The following is a 24,698-nucleotide window of genomic DNA, read 5'->3' as shown; positions in this document are numbered from 1 at the left end:
GCGTCAGCCCTCCTTCTGTTCAGTCGTAGCGGGTGCATCGGCAGTGGCGGTCGCTGCGCGGCCGGCCTCGGTGCTGGTCGCGGTGGTGCCGGTGGCACCGGAACGACGGGGACGGCTCGGACGCTCACGGCGCGGGCGGTCGCCTGCGGGAGCAGCCACGTTGGCGGCCAGCTCACGCTTGCCACCGACGATGTCGCCCTTGTAGATCCAGACCTTCACGCCGATGCGGCCGAAGGTGGTCTTGGCCTCGTAGAGGCCGTAGTCGATGTCCGCACGAAGCGTGTGCAGCGGCACACGGCCTTCGCGGTAGAACTCCGACCGGGACATCTCGGCGCCGCCGAGACGACCGGAGCACTGAACGCGGATGCCCTTGACGTTGGGCTGACGCATGGCCGACTGGATGGCCTTGCGCATGGCGCGACGGAAGGCGACACGGTTCGAGAGCTGCTCGGCCACACCCTGTGCGACGAGCTGAGCCTCGGCCTCGGCGTTCTTGACCTCGAGGATGTTCAGCTGGACCTGCTTGCCGGTCAGCTTCTCGAGCTCGGAACGGATGCGATCGGCTTCGGCGCCGCGGCGGCCGATGACGATGCCCGGGCGAGCGGTGTGGATGTCCACACGCACACGGTCACGGGTGCGCTCGATCTCGACCTTCGCGATGCCCGCGCGCTCCATGCCGGTGGCGAGGAGCTTACGGATCGCGACGTCTTCCTTGACGTACTCCGCGTACTGCTTGTCTGCGTACCAGCGAGACTTCCAGTCGGTGGTGATGCCGAGGCGGAAGCCGTGCGGGTTGATTTTCTGGCCCACTACTGAGCACTTCCCTTCCGGCGATTACGGGTCGATGTTCCGGTCTTCGGCAGGCTCTCCACGATCACGGTGATGTGACTGGTGCGCTTGCGGATACGGAACGCACGTCCCTGTGCACGCGGCTGGAACCGCTTGAGGGTCGCGCCCTCGTCCACGAACGCCGTGGCGACGACAAGCGTGCTCGGGTCGAGGTCGAGGTTGTTCTCGGCGTTGGCTGCTGCAGACGCGATCACCTTGGCGACCGGCTCGCTCGCTGCCTGCGGCGCGAACTTCAGGATGTTCAGGGCGTCTTCAACCGAACGCCCGCGGACCAGGTCCACAACACGACGCGCCTTCATCGGCGTGACGCGCACGTGGCGCGCTACTGCCTTGGCGGTCGGGTTGGCGGTTTCGGTGTTGCTCATCGCCTCTTCGCCTTCCGATCATCCTTGATGTGACCCTTGAACGTGCGGGTCGGTGCAAACTCTCCGAGCTTGTGTCCGACCATCGAGTCGGAAACGAACACGGGGACGTGCTTGCGGCCGTCGTGAACCGCAAACGTGTGGCCGATGAAGTCCGGGATGATCGTGGAACGACGGGACCAGGTCTTGATGACCTGCTTGGTTCCCTTTTCGTTCTGCACGTCCACCTTCGCGAGGAGGTGGTCATCGACGAACGGGCCCTTCTTGAGGCTGCGTGGCATCCTTCACTCCCTCCTAGCGCTTGTTCTTGCCGGTACGGCGACGACGGACAATGAGCTTGTCGCTCGCCTTGTTCTTGCGGGTGCGGCCCTCGGGCTTGCCCCACGGGCTGACCGGGTGGCGACCACCGGAGGTCTTACCCTCACCACCACCGTGCGGGTGGTCGACCGGGTTCATCACGACACCACGGACGGTGGGGCGCTTGCCCTTCCAGCGCATACGGCCGGCCTTGCCCCAGTTGATGTTCGACTGTTCGGCGTTGCCGACCTCACCGATCGAGGCGCGGCAGCGAACGTCGACACGACGGATTTCGCCGGACGGCATACGCAGCGTGGCGTAGGTGCCTTCCTTACCGAGCAGCTGGATGCTGGATCCGGCCGAGCGGGCCATCTTGGCGCCGCCACCCGGGCGGAGTTCCACCGCGTGGATGGTGGTACCCGTCGGGATGTTGCGCAGGGGCAGGTTGTTGCCGGGCTTGATGTCGGCGCCTGCGCCGGACTCGACCGGAGCACCCTGGATCAGGCCCTTGGGGGCGATGATGTAGCGCTTCTCGCCGTCCGCGTAGTGCAGAAGGGCGATACGCGCGGTGCGGTTGGGGTCGTACTCGATGTGAGCGACCTTGGCCGGCACGCCGTCCTTGTCGTTGCGACGGAAATCGATCAGCCGGTAGGCGCGCTTGTGTCCGCCACCCTTGTGCCGGGTGGTGATACGACCGTGTGCGTTACGTCCACCGCGTCCGTGGAGCGGGCGAACCAGCGACTTCTCGGGGGTCGACCGAGTGATCTCGGCGAAGTCCGAGACGCTCGAGCCACGACGGCCCGGGGTAGTCGGCTTGTACTTACGGATTGCCATGAGTCTTCTCGTCCTCTATGTCTCGTCAAGTCCCGGGCGCTTACGCGACCGGTCCTCCGAAGATCTCGATGGGCTTGCTGTCGGCCGAGAGGGTCACGAGCGCGCGCTTGGTGTCCTTGCGCTTGCCGTAACCGAACCGGGTCCGCTTGCGCTTGCCCTGACGGTTGGCGGTGTTGACGCTGGTCACGGTGACGCCGAAGATCTTCTCGACGGCAATCTTGATCTGCGTCTTGTTCGAGTCCGGGTGCACCAGGAAGGTGTAGGTGCCTTCCTCGATCAGTCCGTAGGACTTCTCGGAGATGACCGGGGCGAGCAGGATGTCGCGGGGATCGGCGATGGTGCTCACTTGCCCTCCTCCTTGTTCTCTTCCTGGGCGGTCTCGGCGGGCCCGTGGATGAACGAGTTCAGCGCCTCGACGCTGAACACGACGTCATCGCTGTTGAGCACGTCGTAGGTGTTGAGCTGGTCGGGTGCAATGGGGTGCACGCCGTCCAGGTTCTGCACGCTCTTCCAGGCCGCGATGTCCTCGCGTCCGACGACGAGCAGGACCTTCTTGCGGTCCGAGATCTCGCCGAGGAAGGTGCGGGCGGACTTCGTGGACGGAGTCTGACCGGCAACCAGTTCGGTGATCACGTGGATGCGCTCGTTGCGGGCCCGGTCGGAGAGGGCTCCGCGCAGGGCGGCGGCCTTCATCTTCTTGGGGGTCCGCTGGCTGTAGTCGCGCGGCTGCGGGCCGTGGACGGTGCCACCGCCGGCGAACTGCGGTGCACGGGTCGAGCCCTGACGAGCGCGGCCGGTCCCCTTCTGGCGGTACGGCTTCTTGCCACCGCCGCGAACCTCGCCGCGGGTCTTGGTGGCGTGGGTGCCCTGACGTGCAGCAGCGAGCTGCGCGACGACAACCTGGTGGAGAAGCGCGATGTTGGCAGGCGCGTCGAAGATCTCCGCGGGGAGCTCGACGGTGCCGTTGGTCTTGCCGCCGGCGACCTTGACGTCCAGCGTCAGCTTGGTCGTCGATGTCTCGGTGCTGGTCATGCTCGTGCACCACCCTTCACTGCACTCTTGACGATCACGAGGCCACCCTTGCGGCCGGGGATCGCACCCTTGATCAGCAGCAGGCCGTTCTCGGCATCCACCTTGTGGACGGAGAGGTTCTGCGTCGTGATGCGGTCGCTACCCATGCGGCCGGACATGCGCATGCCCTTGAACACGCGGCCCGGAGTGGCGCAACCACCGATGGAACCGGGGCGACGGTGAACGGCCTGCGCACCGTGCGATGCACCCTGACCGGCGAAGCCGTGGCGCTTCATGGTTCCGGCGAAGCCCTTACCCTTGCTGGTTCCGGTGACGTCGACGTAGGCGCCGTCCTCGAAGACCTCGGCGGTAAGTTCCTGGCCGACCTCGTACTCCGAGGTGTCGGCAACGCGGAGCTCCACAACGTGGCGGCGCGGGGTGACGCCGGCCTTGGCGAACTGGCCGGAAGTCGGCTTGTTCACCTTGCGCGGGTCGATGGCGCCGAACGCGAGCTGCACGGCGCTGTAGCCGTCACGCTCTTCGGTACGAATCTGGGTCACGACGTTCGGTCCGGCCTTCACGACGGTGACCGGAACGACCCGGTTGTTCTCGTCGAAGACCTGGGTCATGCCGAGCTTGGTGCCCAGGATTCCCTTGATCTTGGTATCAGTCATTGTTTTTGTCTCCGCCGCGCTCACTGAATGTTGACGTCGACGCTGGCCGGAAGGTCGATGCGCATGAGCGCGTCAACCGTCTTGGGCGTCGGGTCGAGGATGTCGATAAGCCGCTTGTGAGTACGCATCTCGAAGTGCTCGCGCGAGTCCTTGTACTTGTGCGGCGAGCGGATGACGCAGTACACGTTCTTTTCGGTCGGCAACGGCACGGGTCCAACGACGCGGGCCCCGGTACGGGTCACCGTCTCGACGATCTTGCGCGCTGACGCGTCGATCGCCTCATGGTCGTAGGCCTTGAGCCTGATGCGGATCTTCTGTCCCGCCACGCTTAGTGTCCTTTTCTTGCCGCGTTTCGTAGTCCCACCCGAGTCGGGCCGAACTACCTCGTCTGCACAGTCCCTTACCTGGGCCGCAACTGTCCGAACGCTAGGCGACCGGGACACACCCGATCCGCTGCCGCTGTTCATCTGTCATGGTTCTCCGGTACACGCGGTCGGGCGTGTCGCCCTCCCACTCATTCTCCGACCCGGAACTTTTCAGCTTTTCGGGCCGGGAACGCGCACCGGATGCACTCGAATTCGAGTGCCAGTAGGTACTGCTTCCGTCTTGCATGTGGCCGCGAGCAGGTCATGTGATCTACACCGCGACGTTTCACCCCACCTGTTTCGGGCCGCAAACGATCGCGTCCCAGACAAGGCAACCCGACCAGTATGCCGTACCGGGCGGGAGACTTCAAACCGGGCTCGATTCCTCTCGTACTCGACCGAACTTACCCTGAAGTAAGATACGGGAGTGACTACCTCGAATCCCACGTTCGCCGCGTGGCAGAAGCTCCCCGACAACACGCTCGGACACGTCCTCTTCTCTATCGGCATGTGTCTGCGCGTCCCCTACTTCGGCTCGGTACTCCCCCGCGTCGTCGAGATGCGCCCGGGCCGCTGCGAAGTCCGCGCACCGAAATGGTGGGGCGTGCGCAACCACCTGGGTACGTTCCACGCGATCGCGGCGTGCAACCTCGCCGAGGCCGCCATGGGCATGCTGTCCGAGGCGACCGTGCCGTCGACCCACCGGTGGATCCCGAAGTCGATGACGGTCGACTACCTCGCCAAGGCGAACGGAACGCTGCGCGCCGTCGCGGAACTGCCGGAGCTGCCGGATTTTGCCGCGATCACCGAGGGCACCGACGTGGTGGTGCCCGTGCGCATCTTCGACCGACAGGGAGTAGAGGTGGTTCACGCCGACATCACGACGTGGGTCACGCCGCGGTAGAGCGCGAAAGGCGCATGTCGAAGCTCACATTCGTCTCGAAGTTCGCGGGAGTGACCCGAATTGCCGTGTGGCACTTCCCCGGAGCCGGAACGTCGCGGTACAGCACGACCTTCCGGCCGGACGGGATCGGTTTCCGCCGTGGTCGCCGAGGCCGAAGTGGTACAGACGTCCGGCATTTATCGTGTACCTGTCTTTACGCGTTACAGAAGTTTTTCCCACCCCTTCGTCGGGCGCGAAGGTGTTCCCCGGTCTGCCTTGATCACCCTCTTCGCGTGACATACTCGGGACATGCCAGCACCTGACTCCGCCGTTCTTGTCGAGGGAATCGAGAAATCCTTCGGTGACGTAGCAGCGTTGCGGGGTGTGAGCTTCGAGGTGCCCCGCGGCACGGTCCTGGGCATCCTGGGCCCCAACGGCGCAGGGAAGACCACCACCGTCAACGTGCTGTCCACTCTGCTGCGCCCCGATGCGGGCCGCGCGTTCGTCGCCGGACACGACGTCGTCGAGGAGTCGGCGAACGTCCGGCGCAGCATCATGATGACGGGCCAGTACGCCGCCCTCGACGAGTCGCTGACCGGCCGCGAGAATCTGGTGCTGTTCGGCCGCCTGATGGGCCTGCCCAAGGCGTCCGCGAAATCGCGCGCACAGGACCTCCTGACACAGTTCGATCTGCTCGAAGCGGGTGACCGGAAGGTGTCCGGGTACTCCGGCGGTATGCGCCGGCGCGTCGACATCGCCTGTGGCCTCGTGATCCGTCCCGAGGTGGTGTTCCTCGACGAGCCCACCACCGGCCTCGACCCCCGCAGCCGCCAGGGCGTGTGGTCCCTCGTGTCCGCGCTGAAGGAGCAGGGCATCACGATCCTGCTGACGACGCAGTACCTCGAAGAAGCCGACCTGCTGAGCGACAACATCGTCGTCATCGACAAGGGCACCGTGATCGCCGAGGGCACGGCCGACGAACTGAAGGCCCGGACCGGCGGAAGCTACTGCGAGGTCGTCCCGGTGAGTCTCGACGACCTGCCGCGCGTCCGCGAAATCCTCTCGAGCCTCTGCCCACCCGGCCGGGCCATCGAGGAAGGCACCGACCGGCTGTCGATTCCCGCCGAACACGGCGCCCAGACCCTCGCCGAGGTTCTGCGCCGCCTCGACCTCGCCGGGGTCACGCTCGCCGACATCGCCCTGCGGCGCCCGTCCCTCGACGACGTCTTCCTCTCCCTCACCGGTCACGTCCGCGTCGACGAGAGCCTGCCGTCGTGACGGCGCCCGCCCAGCTCGGATTCGACAGTGCCCTCGAAGGCAGGCACCGGCGGCCGCAACCGTCGATCATCCAGCAGTGGATTGCGCTGTCCCAGCGGAACCTGCACACGATGTGGGTGTTCGGTCAGTTCTTCATCGCGGTGTTCGCCCCGCTGATCTTCACAGTCGGTTTCTATCTGCCGCTGCGTCTGGTGATGAAGTTCCAGGGCATCGACTACGCGCAGTTCGTCATGCCGATCATCGTCCTGCAGGCCATGGCGTTCACCGCGATCTCGGCGGCGCACCGCGCGGCCACCGAGGCGTCGAACGGCATGAATTCGCGATTCCAGACGATGCCGGTCGGGGCGGCGGTCCCGCTTGCCGCGCGAATGACAGCCTCCCTCGTGCACTCGACGATCTCACTCGTCGCCGCGATCGGCTACGGATACGCGATCGGCTTCCGGTTCGACGGCGGATTCGGGCTGACCGCGGCGTTCTGCGGGCTGGCGATGCTGATCGGCTTCACGCTCACGACGGGTGCCGACGCCCTCGGCACCCTGACCCGGAGCCCCGAGGTCACCAGTCAGGCGCTGACGCTCCCCCAGCTGATCCTCGGCATGTTCTCGTCCGGTTTCGTTCCGGTGACGCAGTTCCCGGAGTGGGCGCAGGGTTTCGTGCGAAATCAGCCCATCTCGCAGTTCTCCTCGTCCATGCGTGCCATGACGGAAGGCACGATCACGTTCCACCAGCTGACACCCACCCTGTTGTGGTGCGGAGGGCTGGCACTGGTCTTCATTCCGTTGTCGATCTGGTCGAATGTGAGGCGCGGATGACCACCGAATACCGATCCGACACACCGGCGACGGTGACCTTCCCCGAGGTGCTCGAACCCCACCCGGAGAATTCCTTCGCCGCACTCTTCTCGCACAGCCTGCTGCAGACCAGACGACTTCTACTCCGCTGGGCGCGCGACCCGTACACCATGCTGCAGGCGATCGTGTACCCGTCGTTGATGTTGCTGATGTTCTGGGCGGTGCTCGGGATCTCGATCACCAAGGCCACCGGGGTCAACAGCGTCTTCGGGACCGTTCCGATGATCACGCTCGTCGGCGCGATGTTCGGATCCATCGCGGGCGGTCTGTCGCTGAAGAAGGAATGGGCGGACGGGCTCCTGAGCCGGTTCTGGGTGCTGCCCGTGCACCGCGCGTCGGGCCTGCTCAGTCGCCTGATGGCCGAATCGGTGCGGATCATGCTCACGACGGTGCTGATCATCGCCGTCGGTTTCGCCATCGGGTTCCGGTTCGATCAGGGCATCCTCGCCGGTGTCGCGCTGATGCTCCTGCCGCTGCTGTTCGGGGTGAGTTTCGCGACGATGGTGACCGCCCTCGCCGTCAACGCGGCGAAGGCACCGCTCGTCGAACTCCTCTCCCTGCTGTGCACTCTCCTGCTGTTCTTCAACTCGGGATTCGTACCCACCGGCGCCTACCCCACGTGGCTCCAGCCGTTCGTGGAGAACCAGCCGATGTCGTGCGCGATCGACGCGATGAAGGGACTGTCGATGGGCGGTCCTGTCGCGGAGCCTCTGCTCAAGACCATCGCGTGGTCGCTCGCCGGGCTGCTGATCTTCACCTACCCCGCGGTGCGCGGCTATCGCCGGGCCGCGGGCAACCCGGCATAGCCCCTCGCATACCGGAGCTCAGAAGAATCTGATCCCGGCCAACCGGTGACGCACCGCCGTCGCGGGGGTCAGGAGCCAGTCGACCGTCTCGACGATCCGGCCGACGCGCAGCAGCAGCTCGTCGAGGTCCTGTTCGGGGGCCGTCAGCGACCCGACGACTCCGTCCACCGACCGGACCGTGCCTGCGAAGGTGTCGAGCCCGTCGGCGAACTTGTCCAGCAACGCGTCGAACCTGCCCAGCACGCGGGCGAATTCGTCGAGGGACGTCCCGATCTCGTGGGCCACCCCGTCGACGCGGCCGATCGTGACGTCGGCATTGAGTGCGGCCTGGGTGAGTCTCCTGATACGGCCGGCCGTATCGACACCGTCCGCCGCACCCGTCGGTTTGCTCATCGATGTTCTCTCCTCGGCTCGTGCACGGACCTATCGCGGGGTGTGCCCCGTGAGTGGCGGCTCGATCACCAACGGATCGTCCGCGGCCGGTGGTCCGTAGACGCCGCCGTTCCTCGTCGCGTTCTCCTGACCCAGGTCGTCCGGTCGTGGAACGTTCACGGCACCCCGCTGCTCCAGGTACTGCTGCGACTGGCACGTCCAGTCCAGGGCGGGCGCACTCGGTTCCGCGTCGGTCACCAGACGGCGAGGGGCGTCGTACACGCACATCGGCCCCTGCGTTCCGACCAGGAAAAGGTCCGCGAGTCCGCCCTTCTCGATCGACGCGATCTTCGGCAGCGCGCCGGGCATGATCGTCAGGCCGTAGTCGAGGGAGGGTGTGCGGTCACCGACGATCCGGGTGGGGAGAACCAGATTCGTCATCAGGGCGCCCAGTGAGTCCCGATTTCCCGACAGCAACGAGTCCAGACTCGCCATCGTCTGCGGCGAGCGCCCGAGCAGGTCGACGAGCGCGGAATCGTTGGCCCGCAACTGCTCGAGGACGCTCCGGGCGGTGCTCGCCGATTCCGGCAGAGCGGCGGTGAGGCCGTCCGCGGTGTCCAGGAGCGGCATGCCCTTGTTCACGATGGTCGACAATGCGTCGGTGCGGGTTTCGAGTGTCCGGGCGATCTCGGCGGAACCGTCGAGCAGGTTCTGGAGGTCGGGCCCCGTGCCCCCGAAGGCGGTGCCGAACGTGTCGGCCAGCGACGACAGAGCGGTGACGTCCATCGAGTTCACGAGGTCCGTGGTCTCGACGAGGGTCGCGTCGAGCGAGCGCGGGATTCCCTCCTCCGGAACCTCGACGACGTCTCCGTCCGCGAGGTACGGCGGGTCCGCACTGTCGGGCATGATGTCGAGCGCCTGGATGCCGATCGCGTTCTCGGTGGTGATCTTCGCCGTCGATCCGGCCGGCACCTGGGTACCGGGATGCAGTTCGATGCCGAGGACGACGCCCGTCCCTTCGGGGTTCACGTCGACGGAGCTGATAGTGCCCACTCCGACTCCGCGATAATTGACGGACGCTCCCTGGGCGAGGCCCGCGGCGTGGTCGAGCCGCGCACTCAGGTGAATGGGACTTCCGAACGTGTCCGGGCCTGCGACGTACCGCAGCCCGAACAGCATCGCGGCGATCGAGATCACGAGGAACAGGACCAACTGCGCCACCACGTGACGTGTCATCATCGGACGCCTCCGCCGAGTACCTCGGGCAGCGTACGGGCTTCCGGCACCTCGAGCGGAGCCGATCCGGTGAGCAACTTGGCGATGACGGCGGTGACGTCGAACGTTCCGTCGAACGTCGTGTAATCGCCGGGTGTGGCCGCGGCGAATCCACCGAGGAACGTGGCCACCGAATTCAGTGTCGGCGCGAGTTGTGACTCGAACCGGTCGAGTGCCGTGAGCACGGCCCCCGCGTCGCTGATCTCGGCCGACAGTTCGGATCCGGCGCTGCCGAGGACATGTTGCGCCTCGCGGCTGAGACGCGACGCCTCCCCCATCAACGCGACGATCTGATCGCGTTGCGACACCAGGAGATCCACCGCAGGCGCCAGGCCGGTCATCGCCCGATCGAGGGTCGGTTGCCCGGCGGCGAGTTCCGCCGCGAAGGCATTGGACGCCACCATCGCCCGGTCGAGTTCGTCCCGATGGTCGTCGACGACGCCCAGTGTGTCGTTCAACATGTCCACCAGTTCCCGGACCTTGTCCGAGCGGCCCGCGAAGGCGACGGTCAATTCGTTCATGATGGCGTGCATCTGGTCTATGCCGCTGCCGTTCAGCACGGTGGCCAGCGCGGCCAGGCCACTCTCGATGTCGGGACCGCGCGACGTCCGGTCCAGTGGGATGGTGTCACCCTCGCTCATCGGCGCGCCCGCCGCGTCCCCGACGTCGAGTCGGACGAAGGGATTGCCGAGGGCCGTGGGCAATTCGATCCGAGCCGTCGCATCCTGCGGTATCGGAACGTCGTCGCGGATCCGCATCTCGATCCGAGCGGTGAAGTCCCGGGTCGACACGTCCGAGACTCGGCCCACCACCTCTTGACCCACCCGGACCTCGGCGCCCGGGACGACACGATCGACACCGTCGAACTGCGCGGAGATCTGATATGACGGACCGTCCGGCGAACGGCCCACCGACAGATCCTGCAGGCTCAGCGAACACCCCGCGACCGGCAGCGCCATACCGACGACCAGCGCCGCCGTCAGCGATTTCGTTCTCGCCCGGATCGTCATCGTCCTCCGACCATGAGTTCGCGCAGCCCGAACGGGTCGGACATGCTGGGCGGAAACTGAATCGGGTTGGTGATTCCCGCTCCGCGGCAGAGGATCGGATCGACCACCGCGCAGAGCGGGGACGTCGGCTCGGCCTGCGCCAGGTTGGTGGAGATGTTCAGCCGGATGCGGGCACGCTGGTCAGGAGTGACCGCACGCTGGATGTTGTCGATCAGCAAGGGCACCAGGTCCATGATCTCGGCGAGGTCGGTGTCGTGCCTCTGCAGCACCTCGCTCACTCCCGCGAGGTTGTCGATGCCGGCGGCGACGTCGCCGCCCCGGGCGGACACGAGTTGGTCGATCTGGTTCAGGAGCGCGGACAACTGGTTCACCGTGTCGCCGATCGCGAACTGCTGGCCGGCGAACTCGTCGCCGATCGCAGTGAGCGAACCGGCGAGTGAATCGACCTGCGCCTGACGCGACGAGATCGCGTTCACGAGCACCTCGAGGTTGTTGACGAGCGCGCCGACATCCGCGCTGTTGCCTGCGATCACCGAACTCGCCTGCGACAGTGTGCGGATGGCGTCGTTCATCGCGGGACCGAGGCCGTCCGAGGACGCGGCGGCAGCGGAGATCGCGGCGCCGGCATCGCCTCCGTCCGGACCGAGCGCCTTGACGACGGTGTCGACGCTGTCCATCAACTGGTCCCAGGTGATCGGCGAATGACTGCGCTCGGGTGCAATGGTCTGCCCGCTCTCGAACACCGGGCCGCCGGTGTACGCGGGGCCGAGTTCGACGAATCGCTCACCGATCGCGGACGTCACCAGCACGTACGCATTCGCGTCCGCGGGCAGCACGATGTCCGACGCGACGGACATCGTGACCATCACGGTCGCGCCTCTCGGCTCGACCGCCTCGACCGTGCCGACCGGAACCCCGAGCACCGAGACCTTGGTGCCGGGGAACACGCCGTTGACGTAGGCGAATTCGGAATGCACGACGGTGGACGACGTGCGGAAGATCAGCAGCCAGCCGGCCACGACGATCGCCACCACGAGCGCGAGCACGCCGCCGATCCCGGCGACCCGGCGTGCGATGCCCGCGTTCACGAGCACCCCGTGATCAGTCCGACGACGCACAGCAGGTTGTCGGCGATGACGGCCGACGGCGCGGAGACGTCGGCCCAGTCGCCGGTTCCGGTCGCGTTCACGAGGGCTCTCGCGGCCGGTGCACCCGTGGTCAGGAGCGCGTCGAGGTTGGCGAGGTTCGCCTGCAGCCGGTCCGTCACCTGCCTCGCGTTCACGAGCAGTGAATCCAGCTCGGCGGTGTTCTCGCCGAGGAACTGGGATGCCTGTGCGACGAGCGCCTGGAGATCGTCGACCATCTGGCGGATGGCTGCACGCCGGGTGGCGAGTGTGTTCATCACGACGTCCGCGTTACCGAGCAGGGTGGTGAGCTGACCCTGCTGACCGACCAGCACGTCCGTGAGGGTCCGCGAGCTGTCGAGCAATTGCGTGACCTGATCGGCGTTCTTCGCCAGGATCGTGGACGCCGCGCTCACACCCGCCAGTGCCTCCCGGTTGAGGTTCGCGTCCTGCGGCAACGTCTCCGTCACCACCGCAAGCATCTTCTGCAGTCCCCCGAGGTCGAGTTCGTCCGCCGTCTCGATCGCGGACGATCCGATGTCGTCGAGCGAATACGGAACGCTGGTGCGGCGGAGTGGAATCACCCCGTCGTCCCCCAGGTCTCCCGGCCCCGACGGCGCGACGTCCAGATAGCGCTTGCCGAGGATGGTCGACAGCTTCACCCCCGCGGACGTCGTCGATCCGAGGTGACGTTCACCGTCGAGCCGGAAGTGCACGACCACGTGATCGCCCGCCAGGTCCACTCCGGTGACCCGGCCGGCGGGGACCCCCGCCACGTACACGTAGTCCGAATCGGTCAGGCCCGCAGCGTTCGCGAGTTCGGCCGTGTACCCGTCGGTCCGCACGGCGAAGCTCACCCGCGGGATCACCAGAACCAGCGCCAGCGCCAGCGTTGCCGCGAGAATTCCCACGATTCCGACGATCAGCGGGTTGACGGGCCGCACTCGCTGATTTCCCGCCAGCGAGTCCCAGACGTCGCGCACGTTCTCGGTGACACTCATTGGCAGTACCTCGAATGCAGGTCGGGACCGAGGGCGCCTTCGCGACCGTCGACGTTGACGATGAAGGTGCACAGGTAGATGTTGAGCCACGAGCCGTACGAGCCCGAGCGGTCGACGGAGGAGAAGAACTCCGGCATGGCCACCATGAGGTGATCGAATTCCGGGTTGGCGCCCAGCATCGCCCCCGTCAGCGAGTGAAGTTGTTCCACGGTGCGGCCGAGCTCCGGGACGCGCCCGTCCACGATCTGCAGCGCCGAGCGACTCACCGCCGCACTCTGATCGAGGGTGTCCATGAGAACCTCGTTGTTCTCGGCCAGCATCCCGGTGAACTGGGTGAGGCTGTCGACGAGGTGGGACAGCTCGGGACCCCGTGCCGCCGCCGTTCCCACCACCACCTCGAGGTTCCGGATGAGATCACCGATCAGCTGATCGTGATTCGCCAGGTTGCCGGTGACGTCCGCCACCCTGCGCAGCAGAGTTTCCATGCTCGCCTTCCTGCCGTCGAACACCGCGACGACTTCGGTGGCGAGTGCGTTGACCTGTTCCGGTTCAATGGCGTCGAACAGTGGCTTGAATCCGTTGAAGAGACTGGTGAGGTCGAGTGCGGGCGACGTTCGGTCGAGCGGAATCGTGTCGCCCTCCTCGAGGGTGCCCTCGCCCGACGGCCCGGCCGCGAGATCGAGATACCGGACCCCCAGGAGGTCGCCGTACCGGATGGCGACGGTGGTGTCGGCGGGAAGTTTCTGATCGCGCTGCACCTCGAAGTCCACCAGGGCGGTGGCACTTCCGGCGTCGCCGTCGACGATGTCGATCGAATCGACACGTCCCACCCGCACACCGGCGATGGTGACGTCGCTGCCGGGAGTGACACCCTGGGCGTCGGTGAACAACGCCTTGTACGTGACGGTCTGCCCCTCGACCGGGACCCGCAGCGTGTTCACGACGAGCACTGCCGAGAGGATGCCGAGGACGCCGAAGATCGCCAGTTTGATTGCCGAGTTCCGGACGCTCATCCTCCGCCACCTCCCCCGCAGTTCGGTCCGTCCATGCCGGGATACTGCGGGCAGTCGGCCGACGTGTAGGGCCGCGGGTTGGACAGGTCCGCGGCGACCCGGACCGCGAACTTGCCGGTGGCGAAGACGGCGGCGCCGGCCTCGCCGAACGGGCCTGCCTCGTCGAGGGTGGCCCGCAGCAGATCGGACTTGCTGGCCATGGTGCCCAGGGTCGGCGAGACGTTCAGGGCCACCGCGATCATGTTGTCCGCGTTCTGTTCCAGGACGTCGCCGGAATTCCTCGAGACGACGAGCGAAGCGGCGAGGAAACCGGTGAAGCTGTCGGTGTTCTCGACGAGTGTGTTCGACAGCGACACCGCGGCGTCCATGGCGGCGAGGACGTCCGGCGCGGCCGCGGCCAGTTGCTCACTGATCCGGGCGATCTGTGGCGTCCGCTCCGCGACCGACTCGACGAGTGGCGCGGTGGATGTCGCCACAGCGTGGAGGCTGTCGATGGTGTGCCCCAACTGCTCGCCGCGACCCCGCAACGCGTCGGCGACGGCGCTGAGTGCGGCCTGCATCTGTTCGGGTTTCACCCGCGACAGCATGTCGTAGACCTTCGAGTACAGGTCGTACATCTGGACGGTCTCCGCCGAGGTGTCGGGTTGCAGCCGCGCCCCGGCCTCGAGTCGGGCGCCGCCGGTTCCGGCGGTCGACACCAGCTCGACGGTCTGGTCGCCGAACAGCGTGCGGGGAACGACCCGCACCTCGACGGAAGCCGGGATGTGACGCATCTGCTCGGGGCGGAGACTGATGTCCATGCCCGTCTCGTTCATTCCGGCGTCGACACTCGACACGGTTCCGACGGTCGCCCCCTTGTAGGACACCGTGGTGTGCGACTTCACGGCACCGGCGTCGGCCGGAAGTGTCGCTGTCACCACGGGATCGGTGACGATCGTTCCGGTGCCGAAACCGACCAGCAATGCCGATCCCAGAATCAGGACCGCCACTCCGATCACCCCCCGCACGGCGAGTGCGCCGGTGCCCGGACCACCCGGGCGGCCGCGCATCACGGCAACCCCAGGGCGGGGGCGGACGGGACGAGACCCCACAGCGAGAGCGTCAGCAGCAGATCGACGATACCGATGGCGAGGATGCTGGTCCGCAACGCACGTCCGGCCGCACGGCCGACGCCCTCGGGGCCGCCGTGCGCGTGGTATCCGTACGAGCAGTGGACGAGCGCGATGATCGTCGCGAACACGACGGCCTTGACGAACGAGTACACGACGTCGGTGGGGGTGAGCATGAGATGGAAGTAGTAGTCGTAGGTTCCGGCCGACTGCCCGCCGAACGTGACGATCACGAGCCGCGATGCCAGGTACGACGACAGCAGGCCGACGACGTACAACGGCACCACACAGATCAGGCACGAGACGAGTCGTGTGCTCGCGAGGAACGGCAGCGACCGGATCGCCATCGCGTCCAGCGCACTGATCTCCTCCGAGATGCGCATGGCGCCGAGCTGCGCGGTGAACCCGGTTCCGACCTTCGCCGCGAGCGCGATGCTGGCGATCACGGGCGCCAGTTCGCGGGTGTTGAGGATCGCCGACAGGAGTCCGGACAGCGATCCCATGCCGAGCAGGTCCAGTCCGCGCAGCCCCTCGATGCCCACCTGCGTCGCAGCGACGGCGGACATCGCGAAGACGACACCGATCGCGCCGCCGCCCGCGAGCAGCGTGGCACCGCCGAAGCTGATGTCGCCGATCTGACGCATGATGTGCCGCCAGTACTTCACGATCGCGAGGGGAACTCCGGCGATCACGCTGCCGTAGAACGTGAATTCCCGCCCCAGCCCCGTCATCAGGTCCAGGGGCTGACGAGCCCGGGCCCGCACCCAGTGCACTGCGGGCCATCTGGTGCTCACGACCATCAGTAACCACCTACCGGGACGACGAGAACGGAATAGAGCTGACTGAGCACGGTGTTGACGATGAAGACCAGGATGAAGGCCAGCACGACGGCCTCGTTGACGGCGTCGGCGACACCGCTGGGCCCGCCCTTGGCGTGCAGCCCCTTGAAACTGGCGACGAGCGCCGACGTCACCGCGAACGCCGTCGATTTGACGAGGGCGACCACGAAATCCGACAACCGCGTGTACTGCGACAGTGCGGTGAGAAAGCTTCCCGCCGAACTGTTCTGGACGATCACCTGGAAGAGGAAGCAGGCCGACACTCCGACGGCGGTGACCATCGCGCAGAGTGCGATGCCGACGATCACCGCTGCGAGCACGCGCGGGACCACGAGCCGCTCGATCACATTGAGCCCGAGCACCTCCATGGCCTCGACCTCTTCGCGGATCGTCCGCGAGCCGAGGTCGGCGCAGATCGCGGACCCTCCGACCCCGGCCAGCATCAGCGCGCACACCAGGGCGGACGCCTGCCCGACGATCACGAACCCCACGACCGCCCCGGTGTACCCCTCGGCGCCGAGCTGACCGGCGAGGCTACCGATCGTGACAGCGATGAGGACTCCGATGGGGATCATCAACAGCAGGGCGGGTGCCGACGTGACCGACGCGATCCGCCAGGCCTGATCCAGCAGTTCCCGCCAGGCCAACTTGCGCCGCACCAGAACTCGCACCGCGGCCACCGTGGTCGCGATAGAGAATCCGATGAGTGCGCCGACTTCGTTGGCGAAGTGACTCACGGGCCCTTTGGCGGGTGGCAACTCGAATGTCACGCGGTCCTCCCCCGTTGCCGGTCACCGCAGAGCGGGGACCGGCCTCGAGATGTTCGATACGGGGTCAGACGACCGCGACGCCGGATGCGCCGTGGGTCTTTCGGAGTTCGCCTTTGACGACCTTGCCGCTGGCGTTGCGGGGCAGCGCGTCGACGATCACGACGTCTTTCGGGTGTTTGTACCGGGCGAGCTTGTCGTCGAGCCACGCCGCGAGTTCGTCCACGGTGAGGTCGGATCCCTCGTCGTCGAGTGCGACGACGGCGACGGGCACCTCGGTCCACTTGGGATCGGGCCGGCCGACGACGGCGGCCTCCCGGATCCGCGGATGTCCGAACAGGACGTTCTCCACCTCGGCGCAGTAGATGTTCTCTCCGCCGGAGATGATCATGTCCTTCTTCCTGTCGACGACGTAGACGAATCCTTCGTCGTCCTGCCGCACCAGATCTCCGGAGTGGAACCACCCGCCGGCGAACGCGTCCGCCGTGGCGGCCGGGTTCTGCCAGTACTCGAGCATCATCGTCGGTCCGCGGTAGACGATTTCGCCGACGGTCCCGGGTGCGACGTCGTTCATGTCGTCGTCGACGACGCGCGTCTGGATCGTCGGGATCGGTTTGCCCACCGAACCCAGTTTGCGGATCGCGTCGTCCCCGTCGAGGACACAGGTGATGGGCGACATCTCGGTCTGCCCGAACACCGCGACGATGAGCGCCCGCGGGAACGTGTCCGCCATGGCGCGCAGCACCGTATCCGATGCGGGCGCCGCCCCCCAGCTGATGACGCGGAGGGCGAGATCGCGACCCCGGACGGTCGGGTCGGCGCAGACGGCCTGCCACTGCACCGGCACGAGGAACACCGTCGTGATCCGCTCCTGCTCCCACACGTCGAGCATCTCGGTGGGGTTGAACGCCTTGAGCGGGTGAATCACCGTGGTACCGCCGAGCATCAGCATCGGGGCGACGGAACCGAGCGCGGCCACGTGGAACACGGGGGACGCGAGGAACCCGATGTCGTCGCCGCGGTCGTAACGCATCGCGCGGATACAGGTGATGGACTGTCCGACCATGTTCGAGTGCGACAGCACCGCACCCTTGGGCGTACCCGTCGTTCCGGACGTGTAGAGAATCAGCGACGGTGTGTCCTCCGGCAGATCGACGGGGGCATGGGCCGGGCCGGACTCCGACACGAGTTCTTCGTAGCCGAGCATGTCGGCTTCCGTGTCGGCGCCGATGTTCACGACCAGGCTCAGTTCGGGAACGTCCTGCCGCACCGCCGCGACCAGCGGTGCGAGCGCGGGCTCGGTGAACACCGCACGAGCCCCGGAGTCACGGGCGATGAACGCGACCTCGGGCGGGGTGAGCCGGAAGTTGACGGGGACCGCGATGGCGCCGAGGGCATTGATCGCGAGAACCGCTTCGAAGAATTCGGTGCGGTTGAGGGTGAGCAGCAGAACACGGTCGCCGAACTTCACGCCTCGCCGGGACAGTGCGCCGGCGAGCGCCTCCGATCGGTCGTGCAATTCGCGCCAGGTCGTACTGTGGCCGAGAAAGCGGAACGCGGCCTGATCGGGCTTCATCTCCGCGTGCGACGCAACCCAGTTGTTCCAGTGGTTGCGGCGGGATTGCAGTGGCTGCGCCAGCAGCTCGCTACGTGACGACATGTGGTGGTGGTCCCTTCGCTGTACTCGTGCCCGGCGCCCGTCTGCCTGTTCGGACCCGCACCGAGCTGTGACGAGTATTACAGATCTCGACGTCTATCGGAACAGTCTTGTTAACCGCAATTCGCATCAGCTCCGGAAGTTCGGAGCGCGTTTCGCGAGCATCGCGGTGACCCCTTCGACGAAGTCGGGGGCCTGCAGCAGTTCCGCCTGGCCCGCCTTCTCGCGGTCGAGTGATGCGTCCAGAGCTGTGAGCGTCGCTGCGGTGAGTGCCCGCTTGGTGAGTTCGATGGCCCGCCTCGGACCACGAGCGAGCCGGGCCGCCACGGCATCGACGTGCGCGGCGAGTTCGTCCGGAGGGAGGACGCCCGCGATCAGGCCGTCCCGCTCCGCCTGCGCGGCGGGCAGGCGCTCTCCGAGGAGTGCCATCCGGGTGGCCCGTGCCCGGCCGATGGACGCCGCGATCAGCGCGCTGGAACCGCCGTCGGGCATCAACCCGATGTTGACGAACGCGAGGAGTAGATAGGCGTTCTCGGAGGCATACGTCAGGTCGGCCGTCAGCGCGATGGACGCCCCGACACCCGCGGCCGCCCCGTTCACCTGCGCGATGACCGGGACCGGCAACTCGACGATGGCACGAACCACCCGGTTGGCGGAATCCATCACCACCTCCGCGGGCGCTTCCCGGCCCCCGGCCGCGGCGAGGTCCGCGCCCGTGCTGAAGGCCTTGCCCGCCCCCGCGATGATCACGACGCGAACCGAGGAGTCCGTGGCGGCTGCGGTGAGCACGTCGCCCAGTGCCGTCATGTGTGCCAGGTCGAGAGCATTCATCCGGTCGGGGCGGTCGATCGTGATCCGGAGGATCCCGGCCTCGTTGACGACGCGCAGCCCGTCGACCGCCGGGGCGGTCACAACACCGCTCCGATGCGCGAGTCGACCGTGCTCGCGAGCCGTCCGGTGATGATCGATTCCGCCTCCGTGACCATCCGGGTCACGAGTTCGCGCACGGTCGGGATGTCGTCGATCAGGCCCTGGCTCTGTCCAGCGGTCCAGATTCCGGCGTCGAGATCGCCCCTTTCGAACACCGTGCGTCCCCGGGCTCCGGCGACGAGATGCTGGATGTCGGCGAATTCGCAGCCACGGGATTCGATGTCGACCACCTCGGTGCTGACCGCGTTGGTCGCGACGCGGGCGGTGTTGCGAAGGGAGCGGAAGATGAGTTCGGTGTCGCGTTCGGTGTTGGCGACGATCTGATCCTTGACGGCGTGTGCCACCGGGGATTCGACCGTGCACATGAATCGGGTGCCCATGTTCACGCCGTCGGCGCCGAGTGCGAGTGCTGCGACGAGACCACGCGCGTCCGCGATACCACCGGACGCGATCAGGGGGATCGTGAGCTTTCGGGCGGCCGCCGGGATCAGGATCAGGCCCGCGACGTCGTCCTCACCCGGGTGCCCTGCGCATTCGAAGCCGTCGATGCTGACCGCGTCGACACCCACCTGTTCCGCCTTCACCGCGTGCCGCACGCTCGTGCACTTGTGGATCACCTTGATCCCCGCGTCCTTGAGGTGCGGGAGGTGGTCCACCGGATTGGAGCCGGCGGTCTCGACGATCCCGATTCCGGAATCGATGATCGCCTGGCGGTACTCGGCGTACGGCGGCGGGTTGATCGACGGGAGGATCGTCAGATTCACACCGAAGGGCTTGTCGGTGAGCTCCCGTGTGCGGGCGATCTCCGCAACGAGATCTTCGGGAGTCGGCTGGGTGAGCGCGGTGAGAAATCCGAGCGCCCCCGAATCGGCCACGGCCGCTACGAGTTCGGCACGGCCGACCCACATCATGCCGCCCTGGACGATCGGATGCTCGACACCGAAGGCCTCGGTGAATTTCGTCCTCATCTCAGTTCACCTCTTCGAACGTGCCGCCTGCGGCGGCCTTGTCCAGCAGTAGTTGGGGTGGAAGGAATCGGTCGCCGTACCGCGCGGCCAGCAGCTGCGCCCGGGAGACGAATCCCTGGATCCCGTCCGCGTACTCGTAGAAGCCGGCGCCTGTGGAGCGACCCTTGCGGCCGAACTCGTCGATCAGTGCCGGGTCCAGATTCGGAGTCCGGACCTGGATCTCCTCGATCAACCCGACCGCCAGGTCGATGGGCTTGGTGCCGTGGAGGGCACCGTTGCTCTTGCCCCGCCCACGAGCGGTTCTGATCGCGTCGAAGATCAATGCCTGCCCGCTCTGCCGGGTTGCTCTCATGTTCCAGCTACCTCCGATAGTTCGAAATGTGAGATCCAGGAGCGCACGACCGTCAGGAGACCGCGGACACATGCGAATTTCGGTTAACTTATTCCGCCTGTTCCTCACGTGTCAATACCCCCACGACACCTTGGCGGCCGGATTCACCGGCATTTTCCGAGAATGCGGCGTGACGATTTCTCCGAACGCAACCCTCAGCCGACCAGACGATGCGAAAGTCTCGGTTAAGATGATCGACAGTTAAACTGGCAGATGACTGCCGATTACTGGAGGTGACCGTGGCTCGGACCAGCACGACGGCCGGTGCCGCCACCGAGCGGCCGATCCGCCGTCGCCCGAAGAACCGCAAGGCCCAGATCGCGAACGTCGCTGCCGAGGCCTTCAGCGAGCGCGGCTACCACGCGGTCGGCGTCGACGAGATCGCGGCCACCATCGGGATCTCCGGCCCCGCCCTCTACCGGCACTACCCCAACAAGTACGCCCTGCTCGTACACGCCGCCACCACGACGGCCGACGCTCTGCAGGCAGCCGCGGACGGCGCGCTCGAGGGGATGGCCGAACGCGAGCCCGGAGACCGCCTCGACCATCTGATCTCCGCGCTCGTCGCGAATACCATCGAGAACCGCAAGGTCGCCGGGCTCTACCGCTGGGAGGGCCGGTACCTCGAGGCCGAGGATCGCACGCGAATCCGCGACGTCTTCGTTCACGTCACCCAGTGCGTGGCGGGCCCCCTGCGGGAACTGCGCCCCGAACTCACGTCCGTCGACGCCACGACACTGGGGGCGTCGACACTGAGCGTGATGGGAAGCATCAGCGCACACCGCACCACCCTCGCGACGCGCCGGCTCGGCGCGCTACTCGAGTCGGCGTGCGAATCGATCCTGCACGCGACACTGCCTCCCGCCGTCCCGGCCGACGGCAGGAACGCGGGCACAGGTGCGGTACGCGGCCTGGCGGTGACGTCCAAGCGCGAGTTGCTGATCAACGAGGCCGTGAAGATATTCGACCGGCACGGCTATCACGACTCGAGCATCGAAGAAATCGGCGCCGCGGCCGGCATCAACGCGTCGAGCGTGTACCGCCACTTCCCCAGCAAGGCCGACCTTCTCGCGGCGGTGTTCTACCGCGCGTCCGACCGGCTGGCTGTGGCTACCTCGGCGGCGCTGTCCACCGCCACCGGCCCCGAGGATGCACTCCGCACACTCGCGGAGTCCTATCTGGAACTCGCCTTCCGGAACCCGGAAGTGCTGTCGGTGTACTTCGCGGAGATCGGGAATCTCCCGAAGAACGAGCGGACCAATCTCCGCAACGTGCAGCGCCTGCACGTCGAGGAGTGGGTCCACCTGGTGACCACCGTGCGCTCCGAACTCTCGGCTCCGGAGGCACGGTTCCTGGTTCACGCGGCGCTGGGTTTGGTTCTCGATATCGGCCGACTGGTCCACTTCGACACCCGCGAGGAGTCGCGTGCGCGTCTCCACACCCTGATGACGGCGGTACTACTGGGCCACTGAGGCCGTGTCCCTGGACGAGTCGCCCAGGGGCACAGCCGTCATGCGACCTGTCGACGGGCTCCACGGTGATTGTCGCTGTCCGCGCCCAGATCCCGGGGACGGTAGCCGACCGGGTATCCGGGATAGCTCCGGTTGTGCCGATCCCGGGCGGCCTTGGACTCCCGACGCGGCGGCAGGAAGCGCACGAACCTCGCACGGATCCGCAGCGCACCGCGGGACGCGTTCTGCAGCCAGATCGGGGCGGCGGGAAACCCGAACGCCGACAGCATCATCGGGTCGAGGAGGGCGTAGACCCCCTGAGCGACGAGCGGCCGGAGTGGCGCCGGAAACCAGGAACAGAACAGCTTCAGCGTGTAGGTGCCGACGCGGTGGTTGTCGTCGGTGTACCGGAAATGCTCCCGCTCGTAGTCGACCTTGAACCGGTAGAAGTCCTCGAAACTCTCGGGAATATTCTTGATTCCCATCCGGATTCCCACCTGACGGTAGAAATGGAAACACGCGAGACGCTCGTTCGGGGTCAGCCGCCGCCACCCGAAGCGGTCGATCCAGTCGATCGGCTCGTAGATGAAGGTGGTCAGCACGTACAGCATGTCGTCGTTGTCGATGTCGTACTTGCCGTGCATTCGGTTCACGACGCGCAGCGATTCGACGCCGCGCTCGGAGTCGTAGCCGTGTTCGACGAGTTCGGCCATCAGCAGCGCGGTGTCGTCGTACCGCTTCTGTGGCCGTTTCTCGAACTCACCGGTGCGCTGCAGCAGTTCCGAAATGGTGGGGACGCAGTACGTCCGGAACAGCGCGAACTCGAGGGATCGCTGGTAGTCCCACGGAAATTCGTAGCCGGCCGTGATGCGATGGATCTCCTGGTGATCCCGAATCGGGTCGAGTTCCTCGATGCGGCGCCGCCAGCCGTGCCTGCCCCGCGGAACCTCGCCCGGCGCGCCGGTGTCGGCACGCTTGGTCTTCATCAGCATGTGAATACCCTCCTGCCGTGTGATCAGCGTCCGTGCCGGTTCTTCAACATCCAGGCCGAGATCTTCATGTCCCGCGACTTGCGCTGCATGGTGAGCAGGTTCAGCGGAGCCGCGAACTTCTGCCTGGCGATGGATTTGACCCGGCTGAATTCACGCAGACCGTCGGCGCCGTGGATGCGGCCGAAGCCCGAATCTCCGACACCCCCGAACGGCAGCGCCGCCACACCGGCGAACCCGAGCACCGAACCGATCGTCACGACTCCGGTCCTGAGCTTCTCGGCAGCCTGCATCGCCTTCGTCGCATCCTTGGTGAAGATGGATGCGCCGAGCCCGAACGTGGTGCCGTTGGCCTTCGTGACCGCTTCGTCGAGGCTGGCGACCTTGTTGATGACGACCGTGGGTCCGAACGTCTCCTCGCGGATCGCGGTGCTGTCCTCAGGAACGCCGGTCAGCACGATCGGCCCGACGTAGCCGTCCTTGATGGAGTCCAGTCCGCCGACCACCGCGGATCCGCCCTTGTCGAGTGCGTCCTGGACGTGGCCGCGGACGACGTCGGACTGGCCGGCCATCGTCATCGGACCGTAGGCGGCGTCCCGGGGGCCGGGGTGCAGGACCTTCGACTTCTCGGCGACCAGTCGGACGAACTCGTCGTACACCGAGTCGACGACGTAGATGCGCTCGACGCCGGCGCACGTCTGTCCGGCGTTGCCCATCGCGCCGAACACCGCGAAGCCGGCCGCCTCGTCGAGATTCGCGTCGGCGTCGACGAGCATGGCGTCCTTGCCGCCCGCCTCGACGACGAGGGGGGTGAGCGTTTCGGCGCACGCGGCCATGACGCGCTTGCCGGTGGCGGCAGATCCGGTGAAGGCGATCTTGTCGACCCCGGCCGAGACGAGAGCCGCGCCGGTCGACCCGTCTCCGGTGACCACCTGCAGCACGGGTTGGTTGGGAACGAGCGTCTTCCACTTGTCGGCGAGCCACACCGCGACCCCGGGGGTCAGCTCGCTGGGTTTGAAGACGACAGTGTTGCCCGCCGCCAGCGCATAGGAGATCGACCCCATCGGCGTGTACACGGGGTAGTTCCACGGCCCGATGACACCGACCACACCCATCGGCTCGTATCCGACACTGCTGGCCTGGTTCGCGCTGACCAGGCCCGACGGCACCTTGCGCCGCTTCAGGACCTTGCCCGCGTTCTTCGCGGCCCAGTCGAGGTGTTCGACGGCGAGCATCACTTCGAGGAGCGCGTCGTCGTACGGCTTACCGGTTTCGGCGGCGACGAGTGCGGCGAGCTGCTCACCGTCTCGCGCGACGGACTTCTTCCAGTCGAGGAGCCATTGCTTGCGGCCGTCGAATCCGAGAGCGTTCCACCACTGAGCGGCCGCTCGGGCCGCGTCGACGGCCTCGCGCACCTCCTGCTCCCCCTGGATCGGGTACTCGGCCAGGACGTTGCCGTTGCGCGGGTCCAGGGACGCGAACGTCTTCGGCGCCTGCTCCGTCGAGGCCGCGGGCTGCGCGCCGGCCGTCGTCTCGGTCGTCTCCGCCTGCTGTGGCATGGTCTGTCCTCCCTCGAGATCACATCAAATATA

General features: G+C 66.6%; 28 protein-coding genes. 5 read left to right on the top strand and 23 right to left on the bottom strand.

Going from position 1 to position 24,698, the window contains the following annotated elements; all coding sequences use genetic code 11:
- Window positions 1-3 precede the first annotated feature (3 nt).
- From rpsC to rpsJ, 8 genes are read right to left on the bottom strand one after another with little or no spacing between them, the layout of a single operon-like run.
- The gene (gene rpsC, locus QM693_RS26780; RefSeq protein ID WP_005239635.1) at window positions 4-810 is read right to left on the bottom strand and encodes a 30S ribosomal protein S3; all 807 of its coding nucleotides are present in this window, start codon (window positions 808-810) and stop codon (window positions 4-6) included.
- A complete protein-coding gene (gene rplV / locus QM693_RS26775) occupies window positions 810-1,214 on the bottom strand; it encodes a 50S ribosomal protein L22 (RefSeq protein ID WP_005239634.1) in 405 nt (134 codons plus the stop codon). Before rplV ends, rpsC begins: the two co-directional genes overlap by 1 nt.
- Window positions 1,211-1,492 carry a 30S ribosomal protein S19 gene (gene rpsS, locus QM693_RS26770; RefSeq protein ID WP_003940820.1) on the bottom strand — a complete coding sequence of 94 codons (282 nt, stop codon included), beginning with the start codon at window positions 1,490-1,492 and terminating at the stop codon, window positions 1,211-1,213. The genes rplV and rpsS overlap by 4 nt, the downstream gene beginning before the upstream one ends.
- Before the next feature lie 13 nt (window positions 1,493-1,505).
- Window positions 1,506-2,342 (bottom strand): 50S ribosomal protein L2, encoded by an 837-nt coding sequence (rplB, locus tag QM693_RS26765; protein ID WP_280782635.1) that lies wholly within the window; start codon window positions 2,340-2,342, stop codon window positions 1,506-1,508.
- Window positions 2,343-2,382: 40 nt separating this feature from the next.
- Complete coding sequence (rplW, locus tag QM693_RS26760; protein WP_005239632.1) at window positions 2,383-2,688, bottom strand: 50S ribosomal protein L23; 306 nt, start codon at window positions 2,686-2,688, stop codon at window positions 2,383-2,385.
- Window positions 2,685-3,374: a 50S ribosomal protein L4 gene (rplD, locus tag QM693_RS26755; RefSeq protein ID WP_105412648.1), complete on the bottom strand. Its 690-nt coding sequence runs from the start codon at window positions 3,372-3,374 to the stop codon at window positions 2,685-2,687. Before rplD ends, rplW begins: the two co-directional genes overlap by 4 nt.
- Window positions 3,371-4,027: a 50S ribosomal protein L3 gene (rplC, locus tag QM693_RS26750; protein ID WP_009479366.1), complete on the bottom strand. Its 657-nt coding sequence runs from the start codon at window positions 4,025-4,027 to the stop codon at window positions 3,371-3,373. The genes rplD and rplC overlap by 4 nt, the downstream gene beginning before the upstream one ends.
- 20 nt (window positions 4,028-4,047) lie before the next feature.
- A complete protein-coding gene (gene rpsJ, locus QM693_RS26745; RefSeq protein ID WP_003938093.1) occupies window positions 4,048-4,353 on the bottom strand; it encodes a 30S ribosomal protein S10 in 306 nt (101 codons plus the stop codon).
- Window positions 4,354-4,819: 466 nt separating this feature from the next.
- Between rpsJ and QM693_RS26740 the strand changes: the two genes are divergently transcribed.
- From QM693_RS26740 to QM693_RS26725, 4 genes are all read left to right on the top strand, one after another.
- Entirely contained in the window at window positions 4,820-5,296 is a 477-nt protein-coding gene (locus QM693_RS26740; protein ID WP_283353830.1) for a hotdog fold domain-containing protein, read from the top strand.
- A 288-nt stretch (window positions 5,297-5,584) separates the two neighbouring features.
- The gene (locus QM693_RS26735) at window positions 5,585-6,553 is read left to right on the top strand and encodes an ATP-binding cassette domain-containing protein (RefSeq protein WP_105412650.1); all 969 of its coding nucleotides are present in this window, start codon (window positions 5,585-5,587) and stop codon (window positions 6,551-6,553) included.
- Window positions 6,550-7,365: an ABC transporter permease gene (locus tag QM693_RS26730; protein ID WP_105412651.1), complete on the top strand. Its 816-nt coding sequence runs from the start codon at window positions 6,550-6,552 to the stop codon at window positions 7,363-7,365. Before QM693_RS26735 ends, QM693_RS26730 begins: the two co-directional genes overlap by 4 nt.
- Window positions 7,362-8,210, top strand: coding sequence for an ABC transporter permease (locus tag QM693_RS26725; RefSeq protein WP_105412652.1), 849 nt, complete (start codon window positions 7,362-7,364; stop codon window positions 8,208-8,210). Before QM693_RS26730 ends, QM693_RS26725 begins: the two co-directional genes overlap by 4 nt.
- Before the next feature lie 18 nt (window positions 8,211-8,228).
- On the opposite strand, the gene QM693_RS26720 is transcribed toward QM693_RS26725, so the two are convergent.
- From QM693_RS26720 to QM693_RS37915, 13 genes are all read right to left on the bottom strand, one after another.
- Complete coding sequence (locus QM693_RS26720) at window positions 8,229-8,603, bottom strand: hypothetical protein (protein WP_283332979.1); 375 nt, start codon at window positions 8,601-8,603, stop codon at window positions 8,229-8,231.
- 30 nt (window positions 8,604-8,633) lie between these two features.
- Window positions 8,634-9,821: an MlaD family protein gene (locus QM693_RS26715; protein WP_283353829.1), complete on the bottom strand. Its 1,188-nt coding sequence runs from the start codon at window positions 9,819-9,821 to the stop codon at window positions 8,634-8,636.
- Window positions 9,818-10,867 carry an MCE family protein gene (locus QM693_RS26710; RefSeq protein WP_283353828.1) on the bottom strand — a complete coding sequence of 350 codons (1,050 nt, stop codon included), beginning with the start codon at window positions 10,865-10,867 and terminating at the stop codon, window positions 9,818-9,820. Before QM693_RS26710 ends, QM693_RS26715 begins: the two co-directional genes overlap by 4 nt.
- On the bottom strand, window positions 10,864-11,955 hold the full coding sequence (locus tag QM693_RS26705; protein WP_283353827.1) for an MCE family protein: 1,092 nt from the start codon (window positions 11,953-11,955) through the stop codon (window positions 10,864-10,866). The genes QM693_RS26710 and QM693_RS26705 overlap by 4 nt, the downstream gene beginning before the upstream one ends.
- Window positions 11,952-12,992, bottom strand: coding sequence for an MCE family protein (locus QM693_RS26700; RefSeq protein ID WP_283353826.1), 1,041 nt, complete (start codon window positions 12,990-12,992; stop codon window positions 11,952-11,954). Before QM693_RS26700 ends, QM693_RS26705 begins: the two co-directional genes overlap by 4 nt.
- Window positions 12,989-14,005: an MCE family protein gene (locus QM693_RS26695; protein ID WP_283353825.1), complete on the bottom strand. Its 1,017-nt coding sequence runs from the start codon at window positions 14,003-14,005 to the stop codon at window positions 12,989-12,991. The genes QM693_RS26700 and QM693_RS26695 overlap by 4 nt, the downstream gene beginning before the upstream one ends.
- Entirely contained in the window at window positions 14,002-15,054 is a 1,053-nt protein-coding gene (locus tag QM693_RS26690; protein ID WP_283353824.1) for an MCE family protein, read from the bottom strand. The genes QM693_RS26695 and QM693_RS26690 overlap by 4 nt, the downstream gene beginning before the upstream one ends.
- The gene (locus tag QM693_RS26685; RefSeq protein ID WP_009479359.1) at window positions 15,054-15,914 is read right to left on the bottom strand and encodes an MlaE family ABC transporter permease; all 861 of its coding nucleotides are present in this window, start codon (window positions 15,912-15,914) and stop codon (window positions 15,054-15,056) included. The genes QM693_RS26690 and QM693_RS26685 overlap by 1 nt, the downstream gene beginning before the upstream one ends.
- Window positions 15,914-16,723, bottom strand: a complete 810-nt coding sequence (locus QM693_RS26680; protein ID WP_105412661.1) for an MlaE family ABC transporter permease — start codon at window positions 16,721-16,723, stop codon at window positions 15,914-15,916. Before QM693_RS26680 ends, QM693_RS26685 begins: the two co-directional genes overlap by 1 nt.
- Window positions 16,724-16,787: 64 nt before the next feature.
- Window positions 16,788-18,380 carry a fatty-acid--CoA ligase FadD5 gene (gene fadD5, locus QM693_RS26675; RefSeq protein ID WP_283353823.1) on the bottom strand — a complete coding sequence of 531 codons (1,593 nt, stop codon included), beginning with the start codon at window positions 18,378-18,380 and terminating at the stop codon, window positions 16,788-16,790.
- 126 nt (window positions 18,381-18,506) lie between these two features.
- Complete coding sequence (locus tag QM693_RS26670) at window positions 18,507-19,289, bottom strand: enoyl-CoA hydratase (protein WP_283353822.1); 783 nt, start codon at window positions 19,287-19,289, stop codon at window positions 18,507-18,509.
- Complete coding sequence (locus QM693_RS26665) at window positions 19,286-20,275, bottom strand: NAD(P)H-dependent flavin oxidoreductase (protein WP_283353821.1); 990 nt, start codon at window positions 20,273-20,275, stop codon at window positions 19,286-19,288. Before QM693_RS26665 ends, QM693_RS26670 begins: the two co-directional genes overlap by 4 nt.
- Window position 20,276: 1 nt before the next feature.
- Entirely contained in the window at window positions 20,277-20,627 is a 351-nt protein-coding gene (locus tag QM693_RS37915; RefSeq protein WP_491932550.1) for a hypothetical protein, read from the bottom strand.
- 272 nt (window positions 20,628-20,899) lie between these two features.
- Between QM693_RS37915 and QM693_RS26655 the strand changes: the two genes are divergently transcribed.
- A complete protein-coding gene (locus QM693_RS26655) occupies window positions 20,900-22,138 on the top strand; it encodes a TetR/AcrR family transcriptional regulator (RefSeq protein ID WP_283332970.1) in 1,239 nt (412 codons plus the stop codon).
- A gap of 38 nt (window positions 22,139-22,176) precedes the next feature.
- On the opposite strand, the gene QM693_RS26650 is transcribed toward QM693_RS26655, so the two are convergent.
- Both QM693_RS26650 and QM693_RS26645 read right to left on the bottom strand, forming a co-directional pair.
- A complete protein-coding gene (locus QM693_RS26650; protein WP_283353820.1) occupies window positions 22,177-23,109 on the bottom strand; it encodes an oxygenase MpaB family protein in 933 nt (310 codons plus the stop codon).
- Window positions 23,110-23,132: 23 nt separating this feature from the next.
- Window positions 23,133-24,665, bottom strand: a complete 1,533-nt coding sequence (locus QM693_RS26645) for an aldehyde dehydrogenase family protein (protein WP_283332968.1) — start codon at window positions 24,663-24,665, stop codon at window positions 23,133-23,135.
- Window positions 24,666-24,698: the final 33 nt, after the last annotated feature.

Origin of the sequence: Rhodococcus sp. IEGM 1305 (assembly GCF_030058635.1) — a bacterium.
GTDB classification, from domain to species: Bacteria; Actinomycetota; Actinomycetes; order Mycobacteriales; family Mycobacteriaceae; genus Rhodococcus_F; species Rhodococcus_F opacus_D.
Note: the sequence above shows the minus strand (reverse complement) of the source record. Positions and strands in the feature narration are given on the sequence as shown.

Bases quoted from the DNA above. Each gene is read 5' to 3' on its own strand.
- QM693_RS26710 (WP_283353828.1), bottom strand. From the start codon at position 10,867: ATGACGATCCGGGCGAGAACGAAATCGCTGACGGCGGCGCTGGTCGTC.
- QM693_RS26725 (WP_105412652.1), top strand. From the start codon at position 7,362: ATGACCACCGAATACCGATCCGACACACCGGCGACGGTGACCTTCCCC.
- QM693_RS26720 (WP_283332979.1), bottom strand. From the start codon at position 8,603: ATGAGCAAACCGACGGGTGCGGCGGACGGTGTCGATACGGCCGGCCGT.
- QM693_RS26690 (WP_283353824.1), bottom strand. From the start codon at position 15,054: ATGCGCGGCCGCCCGGGTGGTCCGGGCACCGGCGCACTCGCCGTGCGG.
- rplC (WP_009479366.1), bottom strand. From the start codon at position 4,027: ATGACTGATACCAAGATCAAGGGAATCCTGGGCACCAAGCTCGGCATG.
- QM693_RS26700 (WP_283353826.1), bottom strand. From the start codon at position 12,992: ATGAGTGTCACCGAGAACGTGCGCGACGTCTGGGACTCGCTGGCGGGA.
- rplV (WP_005239634.1), bottom strand. From the start codon at position 1,214: ATGAGCAACACCGAAACCGCCAACCCGACCGCCAAGGCAGTAGCGCGC.
- rpsS (WP_003940820.1), bottom strand. From the start codon at position 1,492: ATGCCACGCAGCCTCAAGAAGGGCCCGTTCGTCGATGACCACCTCCTC.
- QM693_RS26665 (WP_283353821.1), bottom strand. From the start codon at position 20,275: ATGAGGACGAAATTCACCGAGGCCTTCGGTGTCGAGCATCCGATCGTC.
- QM693_RS26685 (WP_009479359.1), bottom strand. From the start codon at position 15,914: ATGGTCGTGAGCACCAGATGGCCCGCAGTGCACTGGGTGCGGGCCCGG.
- QM693_RS26650 (WP_283353820.1), bottom strand. From the start codon at position 23,109: ATGCTGATGAAGACCAAGCGTGCCGACACCGGCGCGCCGGGCGAGGTT.
- QM693_RS26645 (WP_283332968.1), bottom strand. From the start codon at position 24,665: ATGCCACAGCAGGCGGAGACGACCGAGACGACGGCCGGCGCGCAGCCC.
- rplD (WP_105412648.1), bottom strand. From the start codon at position 3,374: ATGACCAGCACCGAGACATCGACGACCAAGCTGACGCTGGACGTCAAG.
- QM693_RS26735 (WP_105412650.1), top strand. From the start codon at position 5,585: ATGCCAGCACCTGACTCCGCCGTTCTTGTCGAGGGAATCGAGAAATCC.
- QM693_RS26695 (WP_283353825.1), bottom strand. From the start codon at position 14,005: ATGAGCGTCCGGAACTCGGCAATCAAACTGGCGATCTTCGGCGTCCTC.
- QM693_RS37915 (WP_491932550.1), bottom strand. From the start codon at position 20,627: ATGAGAGCAACCCGGCAGAGCGGGCAGGCATTGATCTTCGACGCGATC.
- fadD5 (WP_283353823.1), bottom strand. From the start codon at position 18,380: ATGTCGTCACGTAGCGAGCTGCTGGCGCAGCCACTGCAATCCCGCCGC.
- QM693_RS26715 (WP_283353829.1), bottom strand. From the start codon at position 9,821: ATGATGACACGTCACGTGGTGGCGCAGTTGGTCCTGTTCCTCGTGATC.
- rplB (WP_280782635.1), bottom strand. From the start codon at position 2,342: ATGGCAATCCGTAAGTACAAGCCGACTACCCCGGGCCGTCGTGGCTCG.